Source organism: Cellvibrio sp. OA-2007, assembly GCF_000953825.1.
Taxonomy (GTDB): domain Bacteria; phylum Pseudomonadota; class Gammaproteobacteria; order Pseudomonadales; family Cellvibrionaceae; genus Cellvibrio.
On sequence record NZ_BBUL01000020.1, the window covers coordinates 236311 to 261910 of the forward strand.

Annotated in this window: 18 protein-coding genes; 17 read left to right on the forward strand and 1 reads right to left on the reverse strand. The window is 51.1% G+C overall.

Features of this window, described 5'->3' with window-relative positions; translation table 11 throughout:
- Positions 1-300 precede the first annotated feature (300 nt).
- The 16 genes from AWU77_RS01285 (at position 301) to AWU77_RS01360 (ending at position 24502) form a co-directional block, all read left to right on the forward strand.
- Complete coding sequence (locus AWU77_RS01285) at positions 301-5964, forward strand: hypothetical protein (protein WP_062058040.1); 5664 nt, start codon at positions 301-303, stop codon at positions 5962-5964.
- A gap of 206 nt (positions 5965-6170) precedes the next feature.
- The gene (locus AWU77_RS01290) at positions 6171-11243 is read left to right on the forward strand and encodes a hypothetical protein (RefSeq protein ID WP_062058043.1); all 5073 of its coding nucleotides are present in this window, start codon (positions 6171-6173) and stop codon (positions 11241-11243) included.
- Positions 11244-11618: 375 nt separating this feature from the next.
- Positions 11619-14456, forward strand: a complete 2838-nt coding sequence (locus tag AWU77_RS01295) for a monovalent cation/H+ antiporter subunit A (protein WP_062058046.1) — start codon at positions 11619-11621, stop codon at positions 14454-14456.
- Complete coding sequence (locus AWU77_RS01300) at positions 14456-14839, forward strand: Na+/H+ antiporter subunit C (protein WP_062058049.1); 384 nt, start codon at positions 14456-14458, stop codon at positions 14837-14839. Before AWU77_RS01295 ends, AWU77_RS01300 begins: the two co-directional genes overlap by 1 nt.
- Positions 14836-16347 (forward strand): monovalent cation/H+ antiporter subunit D, encoded by a 1512-nt coding sequence (locus AWU77_RS01305; RefSeq protein ID WP_062058052.1) that lies wholly within the window; start codon positions 14836-14838, stop codon positions 16345-16347. The genes AWU77_RS01300 and AWU77_RS01305 overlap by 4 nt, the downstream gene beginning before the upstream one ends.
- A gap of 2 nt (positions 16348-16349) precedes the next feature.
- Positions 16350-16895 (forward strand): Na+/H+ antiporter subunit E, encoded by a 546-nt coding sequence (locus AWU77_RS01310; RefSeq protein WP_062058055.1) that lies wholly within the window; start codon positions 16350-16352, stop codon positions 16893-16895.
- The gene (locus tag AWU77_RS01315; protein ID WP_062058058.1) at positions 16877-17146 is read left to right on the forward strand and encodes a K+/H+ antiporter subunit F; all 270 of its coding nucleotides are present in this window, start codon (positions 16877-16879) and stop codon (positions 17144-17146) included. The genes AWU77_RS01310 and AWU77_RS01315 overlap by 19 nt, the downstream gene beginning before the upstream one ends.
- A 130-nt stretch (positions 17147-17276) precedes the next feature.
- Positions 17277-18263, forward strand: coding sequence for a Fic family protein (gene rhuM / locus AWU77_RS01320; protein WP_062058061.1), 987 nt, complete (start codon positions 17277-17279; stop codon positions 18261-18263).
- A gap of 21 nt (positions 18264-18284) precedes the next feature.
- Complete coding sequence (locus tag AWU77_RS01325) at positions 18285-18473, forward strand: hypothetical protein (RefSeq protein WP_062058064.1); 189 nt, start codon at positions 18285-18287, stop codon at positions 18471-18473.
- 39 nt (positions 18474-18512) lie between these two features.
- Positions 18513-18842, forward strand: coding sequence for a Na+/H+ antiporter subunit G (locus AWU77_RS01330; protein ID WP_062058067.1), 330 nt, complete (start codon positions 18513-18515; stop codon positions 18840-18842).
- Positions 18843-18921: 79 nt separating this feature from the next.
- A complete protein-coding gene (locus AWU77_RS01335; RefSeq protein WP_062058070.1) occupies positions 18922-19179 on the forward strand; it encodes a DUF4160 domain-containing protein in 258 nt (85 codons plus the stop codon).
- 3 nt (positions 19180-19182) lie between these two features.
- Positions 19183-19434 carry a DUF2442 domain-containing protein gene (locus AWU77_RS01340; RefSeq protein WP_062058073.1) on the forward strand — a complete coding sequence of 84 codons (252 nt, stop codon included), beginning with the start codon at positions 19183-19185 and terminating at the stop codon, positions 19432-19434.
- A gap of 99 nt (positions 19435-19533) precedes the next feature.
- Positions 19534-20259 carry a KHM family subclass B1 metallo-beta-lactamase gene (gene blaKHM / locus AWU77_RS01345; RefSeq protein WP_062058075.1) on the forward strand — a complete coding sequence of 242 codons (726 nt, stop codon included), beginning with the start codon at positions 19534-19536 and terminating at the stop codon, positions 20257-20259.
- Between the two features lie 39 nt (positions 20260-20298).
- On the forward strand, positions 20299-20760 hold the full coding sequence (locus tag AWU77_RS01350; protein WP_062058077.1) for a GNAT family N-acetyltransferase: 462 nt from the start codon (positions 20299-20301) through the stop codon (positions 20758-20760).
- Between the two features lie 266 nt (positions 20761-21026).
- Positions 21027-22298, forward strand: a complete 1272-nt coding sequence (locus AWU77_RS01355; RefSeq protein ID WP_062058080.1) for a hypothetical protein — start codon at positions 21027-21029, stop codon at positions 22296-22298.
- Positions 22298-24502 (forward strand): WG repeat-containing protein, encoded by a 2205-nt coding sequence (locus AWU77_RS01360; protein ID WP_062058083.1) that lies wholly within the window; start codon positions 22298-22300, stop codon positions 24500-24502. The genes AWU77_RS01355 and AWU77_RS01360 overlap by 1 nt, the downstream gene beginning before the upstream one ends.
- Here AWU77_RS01360 and AWU77_RS01365 read toward each other — a convergent pair.
- The gene (locus AWU77_RS01365) at positions 24474-25091 is read right to left on the reverse strand and encodes a hypothetical protein (protein WP_062058086.1); all 618 of its coding nucleotides are present in this window, start codon (positions 25089-25091) and stop codon (positions 24474-24476) included. The genes AWU77_RS01360 and AWU77_RS01365 overlap by 29 nt on opposite strands.
- A 228-nt stretch (positions 25092-25319) precedes the next feature.
- On the opposite strand from AWU77_RS01365, the gene AWU77_RS01370 reads away from it, so the two are divergent.
- Positions 25320-25595: a hypothetical protein gene (locus tag AWU77_RS01370; protein ID WP_062058089.1), complete on the forward strand. Its 276-nt coding sequence runs from the start codon at positions 25320-25322 to the stop codon at positions 25593-25595.
- Positions 25596-25600: the final 5 nt, after the last annotated feature.

Sequence of the window (25600 nt, forward strand, 5' to 3'; positions counted from 1 at the left end):
ACAATAAGAGGCTCAGCCTCAATCCCTCGGCAACGTGTATTCCTCAAGATAGTTGACTCAATTCATCCTCTCGCGGGATGGGCTTCGACGTTTGTTATTGATTCATAAAGTTTTTTTACAGCCATGAGCTGTGGCCGGTAGCGGATAAATCCGCACTGGACCTAATAAGAAAGTAACGGTTGGCAGTGTGTTTTCACTAAATGGTTGATACCAGAGGCTATCGTCAGCCCTCTGGCGGTAGTTCTTTGTCTGAATTTGGCGCAGCCAAATCCAAGAATAACTACAAATAGTGAGAGCATCATGAAAAGCCATGTATTAATCGTTGTTTTACTTTCTGCTTTGCTCAGTGCGTGCGGCGGCGATTCCAAAAAAGGAAACTCGCCCGGTAGCTCAAGCCCGGTTGGCAATCAACAATCCAGCACTCCCATCGCTGCCAGCTCCGCCCCGGCGGCAAGCAGTTTGGCTGCCGCTTCATCCAAAGCCAGCATGCAGGTTGGGGTATTTGTGGATGCCTTTGTGGCAGGCATTGGCTATCGCACCCAAAGCCAAAGTGGCGTGACTAACGCGCGCGGCGAGTTTAATTATTTGCCCGGTGAAACAGTGACCTTTTTTATCGGCGATCTGGTCTTCCCGCCGATTCCGGCCAGAGGCTTGGTGACGCCGCTGGATATGGCGCAATCTTTGGATCCTTCGTCGCCGATGGTGTTGAACATCGCGCGTTTACTGCAGTCGCTGGACAGCGATGGCAACCCCAGCAACGGTATTACCATTAGCCCTGCCGCAGCCCAAGCCGCGGTGGCGGTAGATTTTAATCTGAGCCCGGTGCAGTTTGCGGCTTTACCTGCGGTGACTAATTTGGTCGCCAATTCCGGTTCAGTGACCAAATCCCTCGTGTCTGAACAGCAGGCGCTTGCGCATCTGCTGGATAGCTTTGAACTCGCCGGTGTGCCTGTGCAAGTTTCCAGCTCCAGCCAGAGCTCAGCCATTATCGTTCAGCCTGGTTCCAGCGCACCCGCGAGTGTTGGCGCGTCTAGTCAAAGCAGTTTGGTAGCGGTTTCGGTGGTTTCATCCTCTTCCAGCAGTGCTATCGGTCTGGCTTCGTCCGTGGAATCATCCATTCAGGCATCGGTGCAATCGAGTGCGATTGTGGTTCCTGCCTCGTCAGCTCCTGCCTCATCGGCGCCTGTGTCCAGTGCTGCGGCTTCCTCAGTTGCCAGTAGTCTGGTGGTGGCAACATCATCCAGTACACAATCCAGCGCCGCTTCAAGTGTGGCGCCAAGTGCGTTTGATGCCGCTAATGGTTGGGCTTCTGTGGGCACCAATAATCTGGGCGGGACGGGCACTACCGGCGGGGTATCGGCCGATGCTGCGCACACTTACACCGTCACCAATCGCAACGAACTGTTGGCGGCGCTCTACACCAATCTGGTCATCAATAACGATGGCAGCTTCACCGGTACGGTGGATAACACGCCCAAAATTATTTATATCGAGGGCACGGTTAACCTCAATATGAACAAGGCACTGGTGGAGCAGACCGAAGCAGATTATGTCTGCCCAATCGATGGTGCCAGTATCAAAGTGGCCTACAACTTTGAAGATTATAAAAATTTCTATGATCCCAACGGCAGCTGGGGCACGGCCGCACCTTCAGGCGATTGGGAAACCGCGCGCATTTGTGCTTCCAATAAGCAAAAGGCGGTAGTGCAGATCAAAGTTGGCTCTAACACCAGCATCATTGGCAAGGGCAACAATGCCAAAATTGTGCGCGGCCATGTGCGCCTGAGCCCGACTTACGACAACATCATCATCCGCAATGTGCATTTTGAAGATGCCTTCGATATGTTCCCGCAGTGGGATCCAACCGACAGCGGCGGCCGCTGGAATTCGCTGTACGACAATATCAGTGTGGATGGCGCCACCCATGTGTGGATTGATCACTGTACTTTCAGCGATGGCGACAATCACGACAAGCTTTATCCGCCGGTTTACGCTGCACCTTACAACCAGCCGGAAATGAAGGTTCAACATCATGATGGCGCGATTGACGTCACTAAAAACTCCAACTATGTGACCTTGTCGTACAACTATGTGCACGACCACGACAAGACCCATCTGATTGGTAGCTCTGACACTATCGCCGCCGATAATGGGCCTAAGTTCCTCAAAATCACCATGCATCACAACTATTTGAAAGATGTAACCCAGCGCTTGCCGCGGGTGCGCATGGGTATGGTGCATGTGTACAACAACCTGTATGACGGCCAGTTAAAGCCAACCAATGTGGACCGTCACTATGGCTTTAGTGTTGGTTTGGCCACTGGTCAATTCAGCAAAATGTACGCAGAAAACAACGTATTTGAGATAGGCGCCTCTACTGATGGTGTGCAAGCGACGGTGGATAACCTCTACAGTGTCAGCTTCAAGGCCACCACCAGTGTGATCAATGCCTGTAAAGCAGCGAGCTATACCGATGCCGATTGCTCCAGTCTGTTCTATGAAACTGGCAGCCTGTTAAATGGTGCGCCGGTGGATATGATGGCCGCCGCGGTCGCCAATGCCGCTAACCAGACAACACCGCTGGTGCTTAACTCCTCGCAGACTTACTGGTCGCCGGCCAGTTACTACAGCTATGAGTTGGATAACACCAGTGGCCTGCGCGATGCCATCATCGCCAAGGCGGGCGCAGGTCAGTGCAGTGATTGCAGCAATTTGACCAAACCAGTGCCGTCCTCCAGCAGTGCCTCATCGGTTGCCAGCGGTGCGGCTTCGTCAGGTTCAGTCGTGGTAGGTTCGTCAGCGGCGAGCAGCGGAACCTCTTCCAGCGCCTCATCGGAAGCACCTATTGCGATGAATTGCGGTGCAGATGTGTACTTCTGCGATGACTTCTCGGCAGCGACTGCCGCCTATTGGAACCTTCTGCCAGCAGCGGGTGCCAATGGTGTGTTTGACCTTTTCACGCAAAACAGCAACCAGATGCTGCGTTACACCGCAGCCAGCTCGGGTGGCGTTTTGGCGCTGGTAAAACCGGCGGCCTTTACCGGGGTAACCAGTGGCGATTACTACGTAGAAGCGCGTATTCGTCCGCGCAATAACTCCACCACAGGCAGCAAGCAGCTGTACATTATTGCCCGCGCGCAAGATGCCAATAACTGGTATGGCGCTGGTTTTAACGTGCAAAGTGCAACCACTAGCACGCGTGTGGCGATTGGCAAAATGGTGGGTGGCGTGCTCAGCGACAATATATTTGCGCGCTATAACACCGCCATTGAACAGGGCGCTACCGGCGGAACTGATGGCGTTTGGTATACCCTCCGGTTGGAAATGAAAGGCAGTGCGATAGTGGTTTACCTCAATGGTGAACCGGTGATTAGTGGCACGGATAGCAGCTTCAGCAGCGCAGGGTTGATCGGCCTTTACACCACCAACAAGTCGTTTGAAATTGACGATGTAAAAGTGGGCAATGCCGATGTGAAACCAGTGCAGTTTACGGTTGCGCCAGCGTTGACCAGTTACACTGCCGAAGCCGGTGATTTGCCGACATCCGTTACTGTGACCGCGAAAAACCCACTCGGCCAAACCGATACCTATACCGCCGTATCGAGCGACACCAATGTAGTGGCGGTCAGTATCAATGGCGCGCAAGTGAGCCTGAACCCGGTGGGTGCAGGGGTGGCAACTATCACCCTGACCAGCGCTTCAGACTCCAGTAAAACACACAGTATCAGCGCCACCATCGCGCCCCAGTTTGTGCAACCGAGCCAGACTTACAACTTGAGCGGACGTGTTGACCCGGCAGTGGCAGAAGCCAGCGCCCATGTGGATACCCGCCTGTCGATCACCTTTGACTCGGCGCCGGTATTGGGCAGCAGCGGCCGCATCCGTATCTTCAAAGTCAGCGATGACTCGATTGTAGATACCATCACCCTTAGCGATAACACCGATGCCATAGGTTACAGCGGTCAGGGCATCTACCGTATCGTCAAAACCAACCCGCTCAGTATCAGTGGCAATACGCTGACCATCGCTGTAGATAACGCCAAACTGGCCTATAACACCGCCTACTATGTGGCGATTGCCGATGGTGTGGTGACGGGCACTAGCCTCAACGGCACCAGCTTTGTAGGTCTGGGCAAAGCAGCGGGTTGGAGCTTCACCACCAAAACTGCTGCACCGGCAACGGGCGATGTGACCGTGGATGATAATGGCAGCGCGGACTTCCGCACGGTACAGGGTGCGATCAACCATGTGGTGCAAACGGTCGCCAAAGACACGGCGGCAACTATCACAGTGAAAAATGGCGATTACCGCGAACTGCTGTTCCTGCGCGGCAAAAACAACCTCACAATTCAGGGCGAAAGCCGCGCCGGCGTGGTGATTCACTACACCAATAACGAGGGTATTAACTCCGGAACTGGCGCTAGCCAAGCCGCTGGCTCACCGGCGGGTGGCCGCAGTGTGATGTTGGTAGAAACCTCAGACCTGCTGAAGTTGGATAACCTCACCTTGAAAAATGACACCTTGATTGGTTCGGGCGGCCAAGCAGAGGTTATCTACTTCAATAATGACACTGGCCGTTTAGTGGCAACAAACTCCGCCTTTATCTCGGAGCAGGACACCATTCAAGTCAAAGGCTATAGCTGGTTCTACCGCAGTTTGATCGCCGGTAACGTGGACTTTATCTGGGGTAACAACCGCGCCGCGCTATTTGAAGAGAGCGAGATTCGCACCCTGGGCGATTCGCGCGGCAATGGCAGTGGCGGCTACATCCTGCAGGCGCGCACTGTGGCGGCAGCCGACAAGGGCTTTGTGTTCCTCAACTCCAGCCTGACTCGCGGCCAGGGCCCACTTGGTCACACTGTGGCAGATGGCGTGACCTGGTTGGCGCGCTCAGGTGGCAGTGTCAGCTACTTCGATAACATTGTGTTCGTAAACACCAAAATGGACGCACATATCAACCCGGCTGGCTGGAACATCAGCCCCATGCCCAACCCTGCAACACCCACCGCTACCAGCGGCTGGCGTGAATACGGCAGCATGGATATGGGTGGCACCACGTTAAATGTGAGTCAACGTGTTAGCGCCAGTTACCAGTTGTCGTTTGGCGAGATGATCAACACTTACTGTAATCGCGCCCAGGTATTTGCGGCCTATAACTCCAGCGCTGGTTGGAACCCGCACCCGAGCGATAGCACCGACTGTTTGAACTATGGCGAGAGCAGCTCCGCAAGTCTGGCCAGTTCCAGCGCGCCCGCCTCAAGTGAATCCTCCAGTAGCAGCTCGGCCGGATCCAGCACAAGCGCTGCAGCATCAAGCGAGAGCAGTTCATCGGTAAGTTCTGCAGTGGTCAGCGAGGGCTCATCCAGTTCCTCGTCCAGTGTGGCGGCGGTCACTAAAACCTGGGGCTTTGATTCTTCTGCCTATGCAGTGGCTGGAACCAACTTGTTCGGAGCCGCTTATAACGCCACAGCGGACAACTCGATCAAGATTACTGGCGGTGATGTAGCGGTAGATGAACTGGTGTTCAATTCAACGGCCGCAGGTGTTTTACGCTACCGTCCGGCAGGCTCCACCAACAACGCAACCGCCAACGCCTTGTGGAATACCAACGGTTCGTTCTTCACCAGCAACAGCGTGATGATGCCAGCGGTTGGCGCCAGCGTTACCAATGTGCGTACCTTTGTTTCGATTCCGGTTGAAGCGGGTAAAGCCTTTACGGTAACCGCGACATTCAGACAGACAGGCTCAGGTGCAACAGCGGCCAAAGTCGCGTTTGTGGGCAGTAATGATGTAGTTCTGGCAGTTGCTGATGCGGCCTATGGGGTTGCCGGTGGCGCAGAAGGATCAAGTATTACCTTTACGGCAGATGCCAGCCATCAGTTGACTTCGGTGAAGTTTTTCTACGGGCGTGAAGGCCTGGCGACAGGTGGTGTAAACATTCTAGCAATGACTCGCCAGCAGTAATTCTGTTGATGAGTAAGTAGTTAGCACAGAGCCCCGACCTTTAGGGGCTTTGTTGCAACACAAAGGTTGTTTAATAAAAAGCCGGTCAACCGGCGCAAAAATCGTGCACTAGTAATCGGTCTTGATAAATAACCAGCGCTTTGTACCCGGTACAAAGCGCTGGCTATCCAATAACAAAAACGAAAACGGTTTATCAGGAATCAATCATGAAAATAACCCTAATTACCCCTGTATTACTCAGCCTGTTGATGGTTGGCTGTGGTGGTTCAGGCGGCAAATCATCCTCCAACAATTCTTCTACACCAATTGCCAATAACCCACCGCCAACCGCTAGTTCGGCGGCTGTGGTGGCCAGTGCGGCCGCCTCCAGCAATACCCCCGCGAGCCAGGCAACTTCAAGTGCAGCGCCGCTGTTGACCGGTGTGTTTATCGATGCCTCGGTAATGAACATTGGCTACCGCACCGCCAGCCAACGGGGTTTTACCAACGCCAACGGTGAATTCCATTATCGCCCGGGTGAGATGATCACCTTTTTCATCGGCAACCTCGAATTCCCGCCGGTGATGGCGGGCGACATTATCACCCCTCTGGATTTAGCCAATACCGATGATTTGGCGAACCACCAACTGATTAATATGTTGCGCCTGCTGCAAAGTTTGGACGCCGATGGCGACCTGACCAATGGCATAGGCATCACTGCCGCTGCGCTGGCCGCCGGTGTCACCTTGGACTTCAGCTTGCCGCCCGACGTATTTGCCCAACTGCCCGCCGTGCGGGAGTTGTTGCAGGCAGCGGGTGGGGTGAACAAACAATTAGTGTCAGCCGAGCAGGCGTTGGCGCACTTCCGCACCACACTGGAATTTATCAACGGCCCGGCGTCATCCAGCAGTTCCAGTCAGACCTCCAGCGCGCTGGTTAGCAGTTCGCTTGCGCCGAGTTCATCGGCGAGTAGCCTTGCACCTTCCAGTGCAGCGGCGAGCAGTATTACTACTGCGCCCACTCCTGTGCCACCGGCCAGTAGTGAACCCGCAGTAACGTCAAGTTCCAGCCCGAGCAGTGCGCCGGTTGTTGTGCCGCCGGTGTCGTCTGTTGCCAGTAGCTCAGCCGCAGACAGCAGTGCCACCAGTGAAGCCTCCAGTGTTGCGGCAGAATCCAGCGCGGCTACTGCTTCTAGTATCAGCAGCGTGGCAGATAGCAGTGTCTCCTCTGCGCAGGCCTCCAGCGACAGCAGCAGTGCCGCGCCCGTTGTACGCCCGGCCAAAATAGAAGGGTTTGCGGCCCATGCCGGTGTGACTGGTGGCGCAGGTGGTGCAGAAATCACCGTGACCACTGGCACCGAGTTGAACGCCGCCCTGTGCAGCCGCGCCTCTATGACCACGCCGATTGTGATCAAGGTGAACGGCACCATCAGCCACGCCAATACCACCGCGCAGGGCTGTAACACCCAGGCCGATGTGATCGAAATCAAGGCGATGAGCAACGTCTCCATCATCGGGGTGGGCAGCAATGCGCTGTTTGAGGAGATCGGCATTCATGTGCGCGATGCCTCCAACATCATCATCCAGAACGTACATGTGCGTAACGTGAAAAAGAGCGGTTCGCCCATTTCAAATGGTGGCGATGCAATCGGCATGGAAACCAATGTCAACCGCGTGTGGATCGACCACAACTGGTTGGAAGCTTCAGGCGGGGAAAAAGACGGTTACGATTCCCTGTTGGATATGAAAGCCGGTGTCACCAATGTGACGGTTTCCTACAACCTGTTTAACGATTCCAGCCGTACCGGTTTGATCGGCTCCAGCGATAGCGACAACAAAAACACCAACATCACCTTCCATCACAACTGGTACAAGAACATCGAACAGCGCACCCCGCTGATTCGCCATGCGCTGGTACATATGTACAACAACTACTGGTCAAACCCGCGTTTGGATTACATGTTCCACGGCATCAACTCGCGCTCCAGTGGCAAGGTATTGGTTGAAAGTAACTACATGTACAACGTCAACAACCCACTGCTTGCCTCGGACGATTCACCCACCGCTGGCTGCTGGCAAACCAACAACGACAACACTGTGCTGCCCGAGATTTACTACAGCCGCACAGTGGGTGCCGGTGCCTTGGTAGTGCCGGAAGTGATTGATGGCCAATTGCAATCCACCTGTGTGGTATCGGTTCCTTACGCAGTGGCTATGGATGCCGCTGCCGATGTTCCAGCCATCGTTATGGCCAACGTCGGTGTGGGCAAAATTGATGGCAGTTCAGGCACCGGTGGCAATTCCAGTGCGGGTGCTTCGTCTGTCGCTAACAGCAACAGCTCAGCTCTGAACAGCTCAGTGGCCAGCAGCGCACTAACCACCAGTTCGGCAGCGGCCAGCTCGGTCGCCGCAGGCGCAAATCTGGCGATCAACGAAGCCTTTAATGTGGATAAAACCACCCTGTTCAGCGCAGCCTATCAAGCCATTTCAACCGATAGCAGCGCTGCGCTTTACTACATTACCGGCGGCGGCACGGGTATCGCCATTGCCAATAATGAGCTGACTTTGGCGGGCGGCCGCTTGTCCATTGGTCATCGTCCACCGCGCGCCAACACCACCGCAGGTGATGTGAGCGCCAACGGTGATTTTGATCTGAGCCGCCCTTATCGCATCAGCTTCAACGTGATTGCCGGTTCGGGTTCAGGCAAGTTCCAGGTCTATGTGGATAACAACACCACCAGTTCCGGCAACTCGCTTCACGGCGCCAATTCCAAGGTGTTCGAAGCTGTTGCCAGCAGTTTTGGTGCTAATCAGCAGGTGGTGATTACGCCAGCGGTGGGCACCAGCACCTCGTTTATCGCCCTGCGCGCCGAAAGCTCGGCCACCGTGACTATCGATAATCTGGTAATTGAATATCTAGATGCAGTTGGTGCTTCATCTTCAAGTGCCGCTGCCAGCAGTGAAGCGGCTGTATCCAGTGCTCCAGCATCCAGCGCTGAAAGCAGCTCAAGCCTCGCGGCCAGCTCTGCCCCGGCGTCATCGGTTGAAGCATCAAGTTCTGTCGCTGCCAGTGTGGAAGCTTCCAGCTCGGTGCAATCCAGTTCAGTGCAATCCAGCTCAGTGCAATCCAGCTCAGTGCAATCAAGTGAAGCCCAGTCCAGTGCGCCTGCATCTAGCGCCATCAGTTCATCGGCATCATCGGTGAATGGTGTATTTATCAACGAGAGCTTTAGCGTAGATAAAGACACCTTGTTCAGCGCTTTCTATCACTCTATCTCCACCGATAGCAGCGCTGCGCTCTACTACATTACCGGCGGCGGTAGTGGCACCACCATTAGCAATAACCAGCTGACCCTGGCGGGCGCTCGTCTCACCATTGGTCATCGCCCACCGCGCACCAACACCACCTCTGGCGATGTCAGTGCCAATGGCGACTTTGACCTGAGCCGCCCTTACCGCATCAGCTTCAAAGTGGTGGCGGGATCAGGTTCAGGCAAGTTCCAGGTTTATGTGGATAACAACACCACCAGTACCGGCAACTCACTTCACGGCGCCAATTCCAAGGTGTTCGAAGCTGTTGCAAGCAGTTTTGGTGCAAATCAGCAGGTGGTGATTACCCCAAGTGTAGGCACCCGCACCTCGTTTATCGCCCTGCGTACCGAAAGTTCGGCCACCGTCACGATTGATGATCTGGTCATCGAATATACCGATGGTTTAGGTGTGGGTGTAGCGTCTTCCAGTGTGGCCAGTGGTGCTCAATCCAGTCAGGCCGCTACCAGCTCCTCGGTGGCTACCAGTGTGGTGAGCTCCAGTGCAATCAGTTCCAGCGCGAGCAGCAGATCAAGCGTTGCCTATATCCCGCCGGCAGTGAACCTGAGTGCAGACTGTATCCAGTTGGCGACCAATCCAGCGGTCAACTGGCGCGATACCGCGCTGCAAACCGATCAGGAAATCGTCGAGTGTCTGTCAAAATCACTGGGCAAGGCCGTGGGTTATGGTGAAAGTGCCAAGGGTGGTTTTGATCCTAATGGCAACAGCAAACTCACCATCATCACCAAAACCGGTGGCGTATCGGTCGAGCAGCAGCTGATTAATGCCCTGACCGACAACGCTCACAACTGGGTGGTATTCGACAAAGCAGAGTTCGCCCAGCCCCATGCCATTGGTATGTATCGCCAGTATTGTGCGGATCCGGCTACCCTGTCGATTCTGGATGCCAGCGAAGCTGAATGCCGCGACTATCACCAATGGTGTGCGCGCAAAGGCTTTAACGATGAAGCGACCTGTCAAACCGAGTTTTTCAACAAGGCGATGAACAAGAGCAATATCCCCATTCGCATTCCGGCGATTGGCTCTAACAAAACCCTTGATGGCCGTGGTTCTGAAGCCTATTTCATCTTCAGTGGCTTTGCGATCGGCAAAGACAGCGACGGCGTGCCCACTCAAACTTCGGAGAGCGTGATCCTGACTCACCTGAAATTCCAGGGCGCTGGCCATGCGGAAGACCACTATGTCGATCCGGATATGATTCGCTCTACCGGCGCGTCACACGATATCTGGATCCACAAAAACACCTTCAAAGAAACCGGCGATTCGGCGTTTGATGTGAAGATTGGCGCTTACAACATCACTATGTCTTACAACCGTTTGGAAGATGTACTGCGCTCATCGCTGCATGGCTCCAGCGATAGCCGCACCATCAATTCGCAAATTCGCACCAGCATGCACAACAACTTCTTTGTGACGAGCGATGCCTTCTACAGCGGCCCTCACGCTGCGAACAATACCGCCCGCCGTGTGCCGCTTTTGCGTCGCGGCAGTGCGCATTTGTTCAACAACGTGTTCTATAACTACCGCAAAAACTTCGCCTCGGTTCGTGTTGGCGGCACCTTGTTTATGGAGAGCAATGTGTTCCTCGGTGGATCGGTTATCCAAAACGAGAAAAGCAGTTTGGCGGCCAGTTTTAGTGAATGGCTGACTTACCTGACCAAAGACGATTTTGGTGGTGGCTACTTCGGCAGTACCGATGGTCTGGTAACTTTCTCCAACACCAGCTGCCGCATCGACAACAGCTATCAGGGCTACCTGCCAGCGGTCATTGGCGGCAGTCCACGGGATCTGAAAACCGAATACAGCCAAGCCTCGCGCGATCAAATTGATGGCCAGGGTTTTAGCGCCGGTCAGGACCTGGTGGATTACACCAACGCCACAGCCGGTAAATACGGTGAAGTGCCCTTCAACTCACCACTGGCCAAACCGCGCGCCGACATCATCAGCGCTGGCCAAGCCAGCTGTTTGTAACAGCGCGTTAATCAACTCAGGCACCCTTTATGCCTGAGTTAACTACCAAAAAAGCCTTTGTGTTGTAGCACAAAGGCTTTTTGCGTTTCTGATGTGTGTTAGCAAAGGTAATAATTGCGCATTGGCTGGAATCTGTCAGGCAAACTCGGTATAAGGGGAGCATGTTTATTACGAACCTCTCCTACCTATCAGGCCTTCTATGCCTGAACTGCAATGCGTTTTGGCTGCGCAGCTGGTTGCCGCTGTGGCAGCGCGATCCCTTTTTTACTGACCCGCCGTATTAATCTGAAACTCGTCTGCGTTTTTTGCTTATAGTCAGCCTGTTGCGCTGGCTGTGGCTATGCATTGTTACCAAGCATTCCGGGGATATTTGGCATGGAATTGTTACTGATTATTGTACTGCCCTTGTTGGGCGCGATTTTACCGCCACTGGCTGAGCGCTTGGGGCGCAACTACTGTGCGGCGGCAGCGGCCTTGGGGCCTTTGTTGGCCTTGGCGCTGCTGCTCAGTTATGTGCCCGCACTGTTTGCTGGGCAGGCCTTTTTTAGTGAGTGGGGCTGGCTGCCGCAGCTGGGGTTAAACCTGAGTTTGCGGCTGGATGGGCTGGGCTTGATGTTTGCCTTGTTGATTCTTGGCATCGGCCTGCTGGTAATTATTTACGCGCGTTATTACTTGGCCGATAAGGATTCCCTCGGCCGCCTCTATGCGCTATTGCAGCTATTTATGATGGCGATGCTGGGCATAGTGCTGGCCGATAACCTGCTGCTATTGATTGTATTTTGGGAGCTGACCAGCCTGAGTTCGTTCCTGCTGATTGGCTACTGGTCGCACCGCAGCGATGCCCGCAAAGGCGCGCGTATGGCGCTGGCGATCACCGGGGCAGGGGGTTTGTGTTTGCTTGCCGGCGCGCTGGTGCTCGGCCAAATCACTGGCTCTTACAGCTTGCAAGTAATCACTAACTCGGCGGAGTTGATTCAATCTCACGCGCTTTATCCGGTCGCACTTATTCTGATTTTGATTGGCGCGTTTACCAAATCGGCGCAGTTTCCCTTCCACTTTTGGCTGCCCCATGCGATGGCGGCACCCACACCGGTATCGGCCTATTTGCACTCGGCGACTATGGTGAAGGCGGGGGTATTTTTGCTCGCGCGTCTGTATCCGGCGCTATCGGGTTCAGATTTGTGGTTCTATCTAGTCACCTTTACCGGCCTTGCAACCCTCGTCTTTGGCGCCTATACCGCGCTGTTTAAACATGACCTTAAAGGGCTGTTGGCCTATTCGACGATTAGCCACCTCGGCCTGATTACCATGTTGTTTGGTTTTAGCAGCCAGCTGGCGACTATGGCGGCGCTGTTTCATATCATCAACCACGCGACGTTTAAGGCCTCGCTATTTATGGCGGCGGGCATCATCGACCACGAAACCGGCACCCGCGATATGCGTCAGATCAACGGTATGTGGAAGTACATGCCGATCACCGCTACGGTGGCCATGGTGTCGGCTTCGGCCATGGCGGGGGTGCCGCTGCTCAACGGCTTTTTGAGTAAGGAGATGTTTTTTGCCGAGACGCTGCAGGTGGAGTTAATGGGCGGCTTCGATTGGATTATTCCGTTTTTTGCCACCCTCGCCGGTATCTTTGCGGTGGCCTATTCCTATCGTTTTATTCACGATGTGTTTTTTAACGGCTACCCCATCGACCTGCCCATCTACCCGCCCCATGAGCCGCCGCGCTACATGATTATGCCCATGGCGCTGCTCTGTGCACTCTGTTTGCTGGTGGGGATTTTGCCCAACCTGACTGTTGCGCCTTTTTTGGATGCAGCCAGTTTGGCGGTGTTGGGCAATGGGGTGCCCGAGCACCATATCGCGCTTTGGCACGGGTTAAATCTGCCGTTGATGATGAGCCTGCTGGCGTTTTTGGGCGGTCTTTTGCTCTATAGCCAGCGCGGCGGCCTGTTTGCCTTTTATGAGCGCAAATACCGTTTGGATGAAAACGTCGAGTTTGAAAAGCGCATCCAAGTCATTGTGCGTTTTGCCCAGCGGGTGACGGACGCCTTGGAAATCGGTTCATTGCAGCGCTCGGTGGCACTGCTGCTCGGCATGGTATTGCTGGTGGGCACGGTAGAGTTCTGGCCACTGGTGCGGCTAATGGGCGATGTTGCGCTCACGCCAATCGATTGGGTCAGCCTGTTATTGGCGGTGGTATTGATGATCGCCGCGCTGGTCACGGTAATCATTCACCACAACCGTTTTGCTGCACTGTTGGTATTGGGCGTGGTGGGGTTGATGGTCTCGCTCGCCTTTGTGCGTTTCTCCGCGCCGGACTTGGCGCTCACCCAAATCTCGGTGGAAGTGGTCACCATCATCCTGCTGATGTTGGCGCTCTATTTCCTGCCGCAGCAGACGCCGTTTGAATCCTCGGCGGGCACCGTGGTGCGCGATATCGCCTTGGCTGCCGGTGCGGGCATAGGTGTTGGCCTGCTGACCTTGGCGATTTTGACTCGCCCTTACGACACCAGTCTCGCCGAATTTTTCCTCGCCAATAGCGTCAGCGGCGGCGGTGGTACCAATGTGGTGAATGTGATTCTGGTCGATTTCCGCGGCTTTGATACGCTCGGTGAAATCAGTGTATTGGCGATTGCTGGCTTGGGTGTGTACCTGATGCTGGATGGTTTGCAATTGCCGCTGCCGGGCACCGATGGCGAAGGCCGCAACTGGTCGCGCGACCCTTATCCGCCAATCCTCACCGTGCTTTCACGCATTCTGCTGCCGCTGGCGCTGATGGTATCGGCCTATATTTTCCTGCGCGGCCACAACCAACCGGGCGGGGGGTTTATCGCCGGTTTGATTACCAGTATCGCGCTGATTTTGCAGTATGTATGCAGCGGTTCTGCCTGGGTGCAACAGCGTTTGCCGGTGGATTATGGTCGCTTGAGTGTGTTTGGTGTGCTGGTCGCCGCACTCACCGGTATCGCCAGTTGGGCGTTTGGCCATCCCTTCCTCACCACTACTTTTACCCATGTGCACTGGCCGCTGGTGGGCGAGTTTGAACTCGCCTCGGCAATGATTTTTGATACGGGTGTATTTCTCACTGTAGTGGGCGCCACCCTGTTAATGCTGGCACAGCTGGGGCGTTTGGCGCAGACCACCCACGGTGCGATTGCCATCCACCCCGATCTTTCGCCCAATCCTGCTTTGAAGGAGCTAAATTAATGGAAGCCTTAATTGCCGCTGTGATTGCGGTTTTAGTGAGCTGCGGGATTTACCTGCTGCTGCGCGCGCGTACTTTTCCGGTCATTCTCGGCCTGACCCTGCTGTCTTACGCGGTCAATCTGTTTATTTTTGTGATGGGGCGTTTGGGCAGTGAATCCGCCGCCGTGATCGGCCAGGGCGATAACCTGAATCGCTACGCCGACCCTTTACCGCAAGCGCTGGTGCTAACCGCAATTGTGATTGGCTTTGCAATGACCGCCTTTCTGCTGGTGCTCGCCCTGCGCGCCCGCGCCGAACTGGGCAATGACCATGTGGACGGCAGCGCCGCCATCGGCGAGAAACCGGTCAAACCGGTGCGCCCGCTAGAGGAGGATGAAGTGTGAGCCACTGGATTATTGTTCCGGTTTTACTGCCGCTGTTTACCGCCGTACTGCTGATTCTGCTCTCTGGCCGCCGCACGCTAATCCGCAGCTTAAGTTTGCTCTCGGCCACCGCCTTATTGGCCACCAGTATGCTGCTGTTAGGGCAGGCGAATGACGGTGAAATCCGCCTCTATGCGCTGGGCAACTGGCTGCCGCCGTTCGGCATTTTGCTGGTGTTGGATCGCCTTAGCGCCTTGATGTTAATGGTCACTGCAGTGCTGGCATTTTTCAGCATCGCCTATGCGGTGCGCGGTAACGATGCCCCCGGCGACAAACTGCACGCCATGGTGCACTTCCTGCTCTTGGGGGTGAACGGCGCATTTCTCACCGGCGATTTGTTTAACCTGTTTGTGTTTTTTGAGGTGCTGTTAATTTCCTCTTATGGCTTGTTATTGCACGGGCGCGGCGCCGAGCGGGCGCGGGCAGGGCTGCATTATGTGGTGCTCAACCTGTGTGGTTCGGCGTTGTTTTTGATCGCCGTGGCCGCGCTCTATGGGGTGACTGGCTCACTCAATATGGCCGATATGGCCGACAAAGTACGCCAGATCAGCCCGGAAGATGCCCCTTTGGTCGCCACCGCTGGCGTGCTTCTGCTGATCGTGTTTGGCCTTAAAGCCGCCATAGCACCACTCTACTTTTGGCTGCCGCGCGCCTATGCCGCCGCGAGTGCACCAGTCGCGGCCATGTTTGCGATTATGACCAAGGTAGGTGTGTACACCATAGTGCGGGTTTATACGCAAATCTTCGGCAATGATGCGGGCAATGTCGCCGATCTTGCTTGGCCGTGGCTCTGGCCATTGGCGCTGATTACGCTGGTATTGGGTTTGTTGGGGGCGCTGGCGGCGCGTGAACTGCGCATTCAAATCGCCTACTTGGTGGTTGTCTCGGTCGGTACTTTACTGGCGGGCATCGCGCTTAATACACCAGCGGCACTGGCGGCGAGTTTCTATTATTTGGTCCACTCCACGCTGATCTGTGGCGTGTTGTTTTTGCTGGCCGATCTTATCCTGCGCCAGCGCGGTGAGCTGTTGGATCGCATTACCAAAGGCCCGCAACTGCGCCAATCTGCACTCTTGGGCGCGCTGTTTTTTATCGCCGCCATCGGTGTGATTGGCCTGCCGCCGCTGAGTGGATTTATCGGCAAGTTGCTGCTGCTGAGTGCTGCCGGTGTGCATCTGGAAACCGCGCTGCTTTGGTTGATTGTGCTGGCCGGTAGCCTGTTCACCCTGATGGCGCTGAGCCGCAGCGGTTCCACCTTTTTCTGGCGTACCGACAGCCGTATCGAACAGGCACCTGCCGCCGATAAGGGCGCATTGCTGGCGGTGATCGGCCTGCTGTTGTGCATCCTGGCAATCAGCATCCATGCCGCGCCGATACTGGCTTACACCCAAGCGTTGGCGCAGCAACTGTTGGAACCGCAAGCCTATAGCGAGGCTATGCAGGTCTTCCGTGTGATAGAGAGGAATTAACTATGGCGCTCAACCTTGGCAATCCGCAGGTGGCTAAACCGCCCAAAGCGCGCAGCTGGTTTCCGCACGCCGCGCTCAGTTGTTTTATGTTGGTGCTGTGGCTACTGCTCGCCAATAGCATCAGTGTTGGTCAGGTTTTACTTGGCAGTATTCTCGCCTGGTTTATCCCCTGGTTTAGTCAGGGTTTTTGGCCTGAGTCACTGCGCATGCGTAAACCCTGGGTACTGTGCAAATTCCTGCTGGTGGTGATGTGGGATATTGTGATCGCCAACCTGATTCTGGCGGCGCGTATTCTGGGTCCAGTCAAACGCCTGCAGCCGGGATTTATGCAGGTGCCGCTCGATATCGAACAAGAGTTCACCATCACCCTGCTGGCCAGCACCATCTCGCTTACCCCCGGCACAGTGTCGGCGGATTTGAATATGGAAGGCCGCTACTTGCTGGTGCACAGCCTGCATGTGACCGACATAGACGCCGCCATCGCCGCCATTAAACAGCGCTACGAAGCCCCGCTCAAAGAGGTGTTTGAATGCTCACCACAGCCATAAATATCGCCATGTTCCTGCTCGGCCTCGCCATCGCCCTAAACCTGTGGCGGCTGGTGATCGGCCCCTCGCTGCCCGACCGCATCCTCGCGCTGGACACCATGTACATCAACGCCATCGCCCTACTGGTGCTGTTCGGCATTCATCAGGGCAACAATTTGTATTTTGAAGCCGCACTGTTAATCGCAGTGATGGGTTTTGTCGGCACCGTTGCGCTCAGCAAATACCTGCTGCGCGGCGACATTATTGAATAATGAAAACCTGTCACCGCAAAATTTCATGTAATGCAAATTGGCGCAGGGTCGTGACGGTAAAGACGTGTCTTTCATTCGGATCTTCAATCACCACCCCCGATTTTGATAATTCATAAAAAGAATTAACACGATGAACCAAAACCAAATACAACTCTTTACTTCTACCGATGGCCAAACGGCTATTGAGGTTCGTTTACAAGGTGATACTGTCTGGCTTAACCGCCAGCAGTTGGCAGAATTGTTTGATCGGGATATTAAAACCATTGGTAAGCATGTAAATAACGTGTTCAGGGAGGGCGAGCTTAACCAGAATACAGTTGTCGCAAATTTTGCGACAACTGCGGCTGATGGTAAAACCTATCAGATGGAACATTACAATTTAGATGTGATTATCTCCGTCGGTTACCGCGTTAAATCGCAACGCGGTGTACAGTTCCGCCAATGGGCCACCCAAACGCTCAAGCAACACTTGGTTCAAGGCTACACGCTCAATCAAAAAAGATTGCAGGAGCGTGGTATAGAGTTTGAGCAGGTGGTTAGCCTGCTATCCCAAACCTTGGCTAATCAATCGCTAGTCAACCCGGAAGGTGCTGCCGTGGTGGGTGTGATTCAGGATTACGCCCGCAGTTGGAGCCTATTGCAAGGTTATGACGAGCAATCCCTCGGCAATAACACCACCACACAACGGGGCATGGCAGCACTGGATTTGGACATGGCATTACAGGCCATTGGCGAACTGAAACAAGAGCTTATCGCCAAAGGTGAAGCCACTGTGCTATTTGGCCAATTGCGCGGCAATGGCTTAGCCTCTGCCATCGCCACGATTGAGCAAGGTTTTGGCGATGAATTGTTTTACCCTAACGTCGCTAGCCGTGCCGCACACTTGCTGTATTTTGTGATCAAGAACCACCCACTGGCCGATGGTAATAAGCGCAGCGGTTCATTTTTGTTTTTGTGGTATCTGCGTTTAAACCAAGGCTTTTTAGCCAAGCCTGTCGAGCAGTTAATTAATGACAACACCTTGGTTGCTTTAGCGCTATTAGTTGCGGAAAGCAAACCCGAACAAAAAGAATTAATGGTTCGCTTGATTGAGCATTTTGTGGTGTTGAAGGCGTAAAAAAACAAGAGAAGCAATTTAATGCTAGAAATCGATTCGCTAGAAGATGTCGCCGCACTGCGTGAAAGCCTAGACATTGAACTGGAAGGCGGAGAAAGTGACTGCCAGAATCATGCACTACATGAAATGTTCTTGTTAATAGGCTTGGGCAAGCGTGCAGGCACCGTTGCGCTCAGCAAATACCTGCTGCGCGGCGACATTATTGAATAATAGAAAGTCGAATAATGAAAAGTTGAATAGGGGAATCCGATGTCAGTTTGGTTGGAATACATAATCAGTTTTTGCCTGCTTGCCGGCGCCGCGTTTGCGCTGATTGGCTCAATCGGCCTCATGCGCCTACCCGATTTCTACATGCGCCTGCACGGCCCCGCCAAAGCCACCACCTTGGGGGTGGGCGGCATCATCATCGGCTCAGTCATTTTCTTCTCCACCCGGGGCGATGGCCTGAGTCTGCATGAATTACTCATCGCACTCTTCCTCTTCCTCACCGCCCCCGTAAGCGCGCATATTGTTGCCAAAGCGGCACTGCATTTGAAGTTGGCAGCGGTGGAAAGGACGCGGGGGAAACCGTGGGAGTAGAAAAATGGAAGATTACATTTGTTGTTAATTTAGCGATGAAATAGGATTACCCTGTTATTTTCTTAAGGAGTGAGTAGTTATGCCGATAATCAGCCGGTTTTATGGAATCCTAATTGCCATGTATTTTAATGATCACAACCCGCCGCATTTTCATGCGAAATATTCTGGCTATGAAGCGATGTTTGCTTTCGATGGCACAGTTCTGGAGGGAGAAATGCCCAAGAGGGCGATGGTGTTTGTGCAAGAATGGATCGCACTTCACAAGGCTGAACTCGAAGATAATTGGAATAGAGCAAAAACAGGACAATCACTCAATTACATTGCACCCTTGGAGTAGATCATGTTGCATATTCGCTCAGCTAAATATCTATCAGGATTTAAACTCTGGCTTGTTTTTGACGATGGCACTGCGGGCGAAGTCGATTTGGATGGGGTACTTACAGGGCCAGTATTTGAGGTGTTAAAAAATGTGGATATTTTTAAAAAAGTCGCAGTAGATCCTGAGCTAGAAACAGTCGTTTGGCCTAATGGTGCAGATTTAGCACCGGAGTTTTTGAAAGAACTCCATCAAAAACAAATACAAGTATCTTAATAATCTACACCCGCAAAGGCTCGATTATGTTGAGTTCTGCGTGTGTGATTTATCTGCGATAAAAAATTTTATTGTTACAAATCTAGAAGGAATTAAAAAATGAAAATAGCTCCCATTTTATCTTTCTGTTTGTTGTTACTTGCCAATATTGTTTCCGCTGACGAGCCGCTACCGGAACTGGAAATCAAAAAAATCGAAGACGGTGTTTATTTGTATACCGCTTACGAAAATGTCAAAGGTTGGGGGCTTGTTGGCTCTAACGGTTTAGTCGTTGTTGATAATAAAGATGCTTACCTGATTGATACACCCATTTCAGCCACAGATACTGAAAAATTAGTGCAATGGATTGACGCGCAGGGTTTTACCGCCAAAGCAAGTATTTCCACACATTTCCACAGCGACAGCACACGCGGCATTGCATTTCTCAACTCAAAGTCTATTCCTACCTATGTTTCCAAGTTAACTAATAAATTGCTTAAGAATAAAGGCGAAGCACAAGCAACCCATTCATTTTCTGAAAATCCCTTTTGGTTGCTCAATAAAAAAATAGAAGTGTTTTATCCGGGTGCTGGTCATACGTCGGACAATGTTGTTGTGTGGTTAGCGGAGCAGAAAATTCTATTCGGTGGCTGTTTTGTGAAACCCGAAGGCCTTGGCTATCTTGGCGATGCAGTGATCGCCGACTGGCCAGCCTCCGCTGAAAAACTTATCGCGCGCTACGGCACGGCAAAAATCGTAGTACCGGGTCACGGAAAAATTGGCGATGCATCACTTTTGGAAAAAACCAAGCAGCGTGCGCTGGAAGCTGTTACCGCTAAAAAGTAAGCATCTAAAAATATTTAAAACTCGTACGGATGGCGAATTATGCTTAACATTTCTCGCGCTGAGCTTGTTGATACGGCGGCGATTATTCAATTACAACGCCTTGCTTACCAAACGGAAGCTGAGCGCTACAACGATTGGTCATTGCCAGCGCTCACACAAACAATTGAATCCCTGCAGGCCGAATTTACCCAGCAGATTATTTTAAAAGCCGTACAGGGCGAAGAGATTATCGGATCAGTCAGGGCAAGTATGCAGCAAGATGTTTGCAATATTGGCCGCTTAATAGTGCACCCGCAATATCAGCGTCAAGGTATTGGTTCGCAGTTGTTGCGTAAGGTTGAAACGCTACACCCGCAAGCGCGCATATTCGAACTTTTTACGGGCAGCAAAAGTTTTGAAAATATCCGCCTTTATCAAAAACATGGCTATGCGATTAGCCACAGTGAAAAGTTATCGCCAGAAGTGGAATTAGTTTTTCTACGTAAAACAAAAGATGAATAGTTGTGACTAACACCCAAAACGAAAAATTACGCCGAACTCGCCACGTCCGATTACGCCGGTGACTTCCAGTTTCATTTCACAGAGCCTAGTGGTAATGAGTTTGCGATGTGGTCGGAAGTGAGGGCAAGTGAAAAATATTTCGAGCGCGTTACCTGATCGTTAGCAGGTAATAGCAACTTGCGTGATATAAGTTCTAACAAAATTCTATAACTATTGTGTGTGTAAAAAATGTACGAATCATTAAAAAATGTGTTGAAGGATGAAACATGAAATCAATCTATATCGCGCTTGCAGTTATTATTTTTCTATCCAATATTGCTTTCGCACAGTCGAGGAGTCTGTATTGGATTTCAGCTGATTTACTTGAAATGCATGTTGATGCATCCTCTACAAGCGAAATTATGCATCAGTGGCCATTAAACACTCCGCTTATTAAATTAGAAGAACGGGGTGAGTGGTGTAAGGTTACTGATATCAATGAAAGGCTTGCGGGTTTTGTATTGTGTGACCAACTTATAACTGACAAACAAAAAAATATGAAAGTATTTTGGAATCATCCTTCTGTCGAAAGTTTAATTACAGTAGCTCGCTATATCGAGCGGCAGTTAACCGATGAACAAACCCAAGATGAATATCGTTTTGTAAGCGAGTCATATTCATTGTGGGTCGAGGAGCACGATTCCACGATAGAAACCTTTGAAATACCCATAAGTCGACAGGCTAATGAAGAATTTAATGCAATGAAGGCGTCTTTATTAAAGGGCGTAAAAGTGAATGAGGATCTGAGTAAATCACCGTATGAAAATGGTTATTACTTTCAAAAGCTCGAAAAATTCGATGCACAGGAAATTTATGAGGTGGGTGACTACCTTGATGAGCTATTGAAGAGAAAAATATTGCCACGGATAAAAACCTCATTTTTTTCATCTGCACAGGATGTACTATTTCCCGCAGCTACAAACTCGGTTGATGATCTATCAGTGGTAGCCAACTCCAAACTTAGTGCAAAGGTGATTAAGTCGGCCTACGGAGTAATAGCACGTGGTGAGCCTTACATATTTAGCTATTGGGATATTGGTAAGTTGGAAGTAACTCTAGTGGATCCGTTAGCAATCTATTCAGTAGCTAAAAATGGCTTGGTAGGAAAACAAACTGGAAAAAGGTTTGACACAGAATCTGGGTATGGAGACTGTGACTTTGGAATGCCACTCTATCTACCAAATGATCTTGTCGCGGTAGATAACTATCCTGCGATTAAATATCCACTGGTGCAATTTTATACACAAAAACATATTCCACCAAAAGTACATGTTCGCACCCATTCATACCAGTTGCGAGGAGATTCACCTGAAAAAGATAGCATTAAGGTTCATCTCAATACGGTAGATCTAAACGCAGACAATGTGGCTGATATTGCTGTAACTGAAAGCGCAATTCCCGCCTATGAGAGTGAGGCTAAAACTTGGGTGACTTATTTTATTAATCTCAACGGGGAATGGTATTTTGCATTTAATTTTGTCGTGCCGGAGTGCACTTAATGAAGAAATTAGTAGCGTTTTTAATTTTAGTGGCAGTGTTTAATGCAAAAGCAGAGAAGTTGGACGCGGCATGGCAATGGGATAGCGCTAGATATTACAATGGTATCGTTATTTTGCAGCGCAATAGCCCTGAATCTTTCTTTAAAATTTTTGATCCATCGACCCAGAAATACTATCGGATCGAGAATTTTGCAAACAGTAAAGCATCACGAATTAAAGATGTTGATTTCTTTCGTGATCAGCCCTACTTAAGGGTTGACATAGAATCTACTGACACCGAAAAATGGTCGAGTTCTGGTGTAGTGGATTCGCAAGGGAATTGGATAATAAAATCTGTCGATTTTTCAGTTACCGATGTTGCTCTAGGTTACGCCGTAGGTCATTCACCGAGTGGAGCACTTGAAATAAGAAACTTTGAAGATAATGTAATTCTTTCCTTCCCGCGCGAGTGGCGTTGTAAAATCGTAAAACTAGAAGGTAGCATTATTTTCCCGTGTGAAAACTCATCAAAGATCATTCGGTTGAACCTTAATGATAAATCCAATATTTTCACTGAGTTAGAATTCTCTGGTGAATACAGCGGAACTAATAAAAACGCTACCTTATTTGTTATGCACGAGCCAAACAAAACAATTTTATACTCTGAGACAAAAGGTAAACTTTACGAATTTCCAGCTAATAAGGGAATTACATTTTATACCGACAATCTGTTTGGCTTGCACTCCCTGCATACATCGTACACGGAGGGGTATTACCATCTTGAGCAAGGCCTCTTGAAACTAAAAACTGGAGAGGTTCACAGTATCGAAGGATTCGGAAATAGTTGCTTGAAATGGAGAGCGACGGTGGATGGCGTTGAGTCAACTCGTGTTTTGGATGATCATGCTAAATGGCACGATGCTGCGGAGGATGTGAAAAATATATGTGGTGTAAAATCAATAGTGAGTGCATCTGAGCAAATCCCTACACCTACATTGAAACCAGTAAAGACGGAAGCTGATCTGTGTGGTTATCAAAATGCCCAGGGAGAATGGCAAATTCCACCAGAGTTTTCTTGGTGTTCGGAGTTTGTGGAGCAAGCGGCGGTTATTCGTAAGGAGGGTATTTACGGTGTCATAAATCAAAAAGGGCAGTGGATTACAGAAAAGCCGGTAAATCGTAATCGCATTGTAAAAGAGTGGGATGCGCGCGATTCGAGTCGAATTAACACCGGAGTAATCAACAAGCAAGGTCAATGGGTGATTCCTCCTATGTTGAATGAAGATGAAAGTTATTTGACGGATCAAGGCGTCTACTCTTGCGCGTTTAAATCGGTATCTGGCTGTTATCGATTAAATTTTTCCGGCGAACTCGAACAAGTCAGCGTACAAAAAGTTGAGCATTTAAAAAAGGAAAAAATAAATGCAGACAGATTTAAAGTGGTTGAAGACAGATTAATGCCAAGTGCAATTGACGGCGTGTGGGGTTACCAGGGATTATCAGGCGAGTGGCTAATAGCGCCAAAATATGCTGAAGCTGAACATTTTAGTGGTGGCGTAGCAAGGGTCGCGCAACTAGATGAGCAGGAAAATTTAATATGGGGGCTGGTGGATGAAAAAGGTCGCGAACTCGTTAGGCCGCAATACCAGGAAATACAAAACTTCTATCAGAAGGTTACCTGGTTCAGACAAAACGATAGTTGGGGTTTGATTGATCAAAACGGCGCTGTGCTAATCGAGCCGCAATTTAGTAATGTAAAACCATTTAAATCTGACTTGGCTTCAGCTAGAACAGCTAGCTGGTTACCAACAATGGCAAATAGAGACCTGTTGGTGAATTTTAAAGGTGAAATTATTCAGCCTAATGACCCGATTCCTGAATACATAGATGCCTTTTCGGAAGATGCACGCTATGCGCGCGCTTACACTGGCAAAGATTGGGGATATATAGATCGCGAGGGAAAGTGGTTGGGGTACCCCAATTTTAGATCTGCAAGTCAATTTATTGGTGACCATGCGTTTGTGAGTGTTGGGGATTACGAATATCGGATTGAAGGCCGAAAAATTATCTGGCAACCGCCTGCAGAAGAACAAAGTAGTTACATTGTTAAACATGTTCAGCAGATTGGAGGCTATCCGGTATTGTTGGTTAAAATTCTGCAAGGTAGCAGAGAGTCAGTTGGTCTAATTAGTGGTATTAATGGTGAGTGGATTCGTGTTGAATAACTCCTCTATAATCGCCCTTGGCTGTTAATGCGAATAGGTATGACAGCCAAAAAGCTTCCGCCAAAACCTCAAAGCCTTCCTCAAAAATCCCGATAAAGTGGGGTACGGAGGCCAGATCAATAATAATTGCCGCCGCGCCAAAGACGATCGAAATGACAAGCAATAGTCTAGCGAAGTTGTTTCCGCAGTGGTGATATAACCAAAGCACACTCAAACTGCCCAGAACAGCAATACTAAGCATGGGCAGTTCTTTAGCCCATGCACTATCACACCAACTGACCCATTCATCGCATCCATATTTCCATTGTTCATGGAATTGAAATTGCTCATCCATCGCCATCAGCAACATAGCCAGAAAAAACCAGCCGCCCCAAAATGTGGGGAGCTTTTGTTCTTTAATTAATAAAAGCGAGACAAAGGCGATGGCCCAAAGCTGCGCGCTGGATAGCCACGAGATACTCGAGTGGTCAGAGCGAAATGCTTGTTGCCAAAAAGGCCAAGCTTGTGAAACAGCAAGAGCAATAAAGAGCACAGCGGTAAGCACAGGTGTCAGAGAAAAAGCCCCTGATAAAAAACGATGTGACATCATATAGAAAGTGCTTCGGATAAAAGATATTGAGCACATTGTGCCTGACGAGAGCGAATATTTTTACCATTAATGCCCAATTTGACAGGAAAAAACGGTTGTACTTCGTCATGCTATTGTAGACCCATTATTCGATTACCGTGGCACCAGTATCAAGCCGTGCCGCAATCAGCCCGAATTATTAATCTCACTCATCCTAAATAGAAATAAAACCATCAGGCCTCCGTCGCTATGCAATCCGACCCGAAAAAGCTTGTCGAGAAAAACCAGAATCTCAATCACTCGGAATTACTGAAAGTGGTATCGCACATACAGCGCGAGCAGGGTGATTGGATTCTGCATACACTTATGATCGAGGGCTGTGAGGTGCCGTTTAAATTCAAGCGCAAGGGTAAATATCTGAGTTTAAAAGGCGCGCGCGTCAATATCACCTATTACCCGGAACAGGAGACCGTAGCGGGGATGAATTTTGAGGTGATGAAAGTAGTGCGAATCAAACGAGGGTAATTACT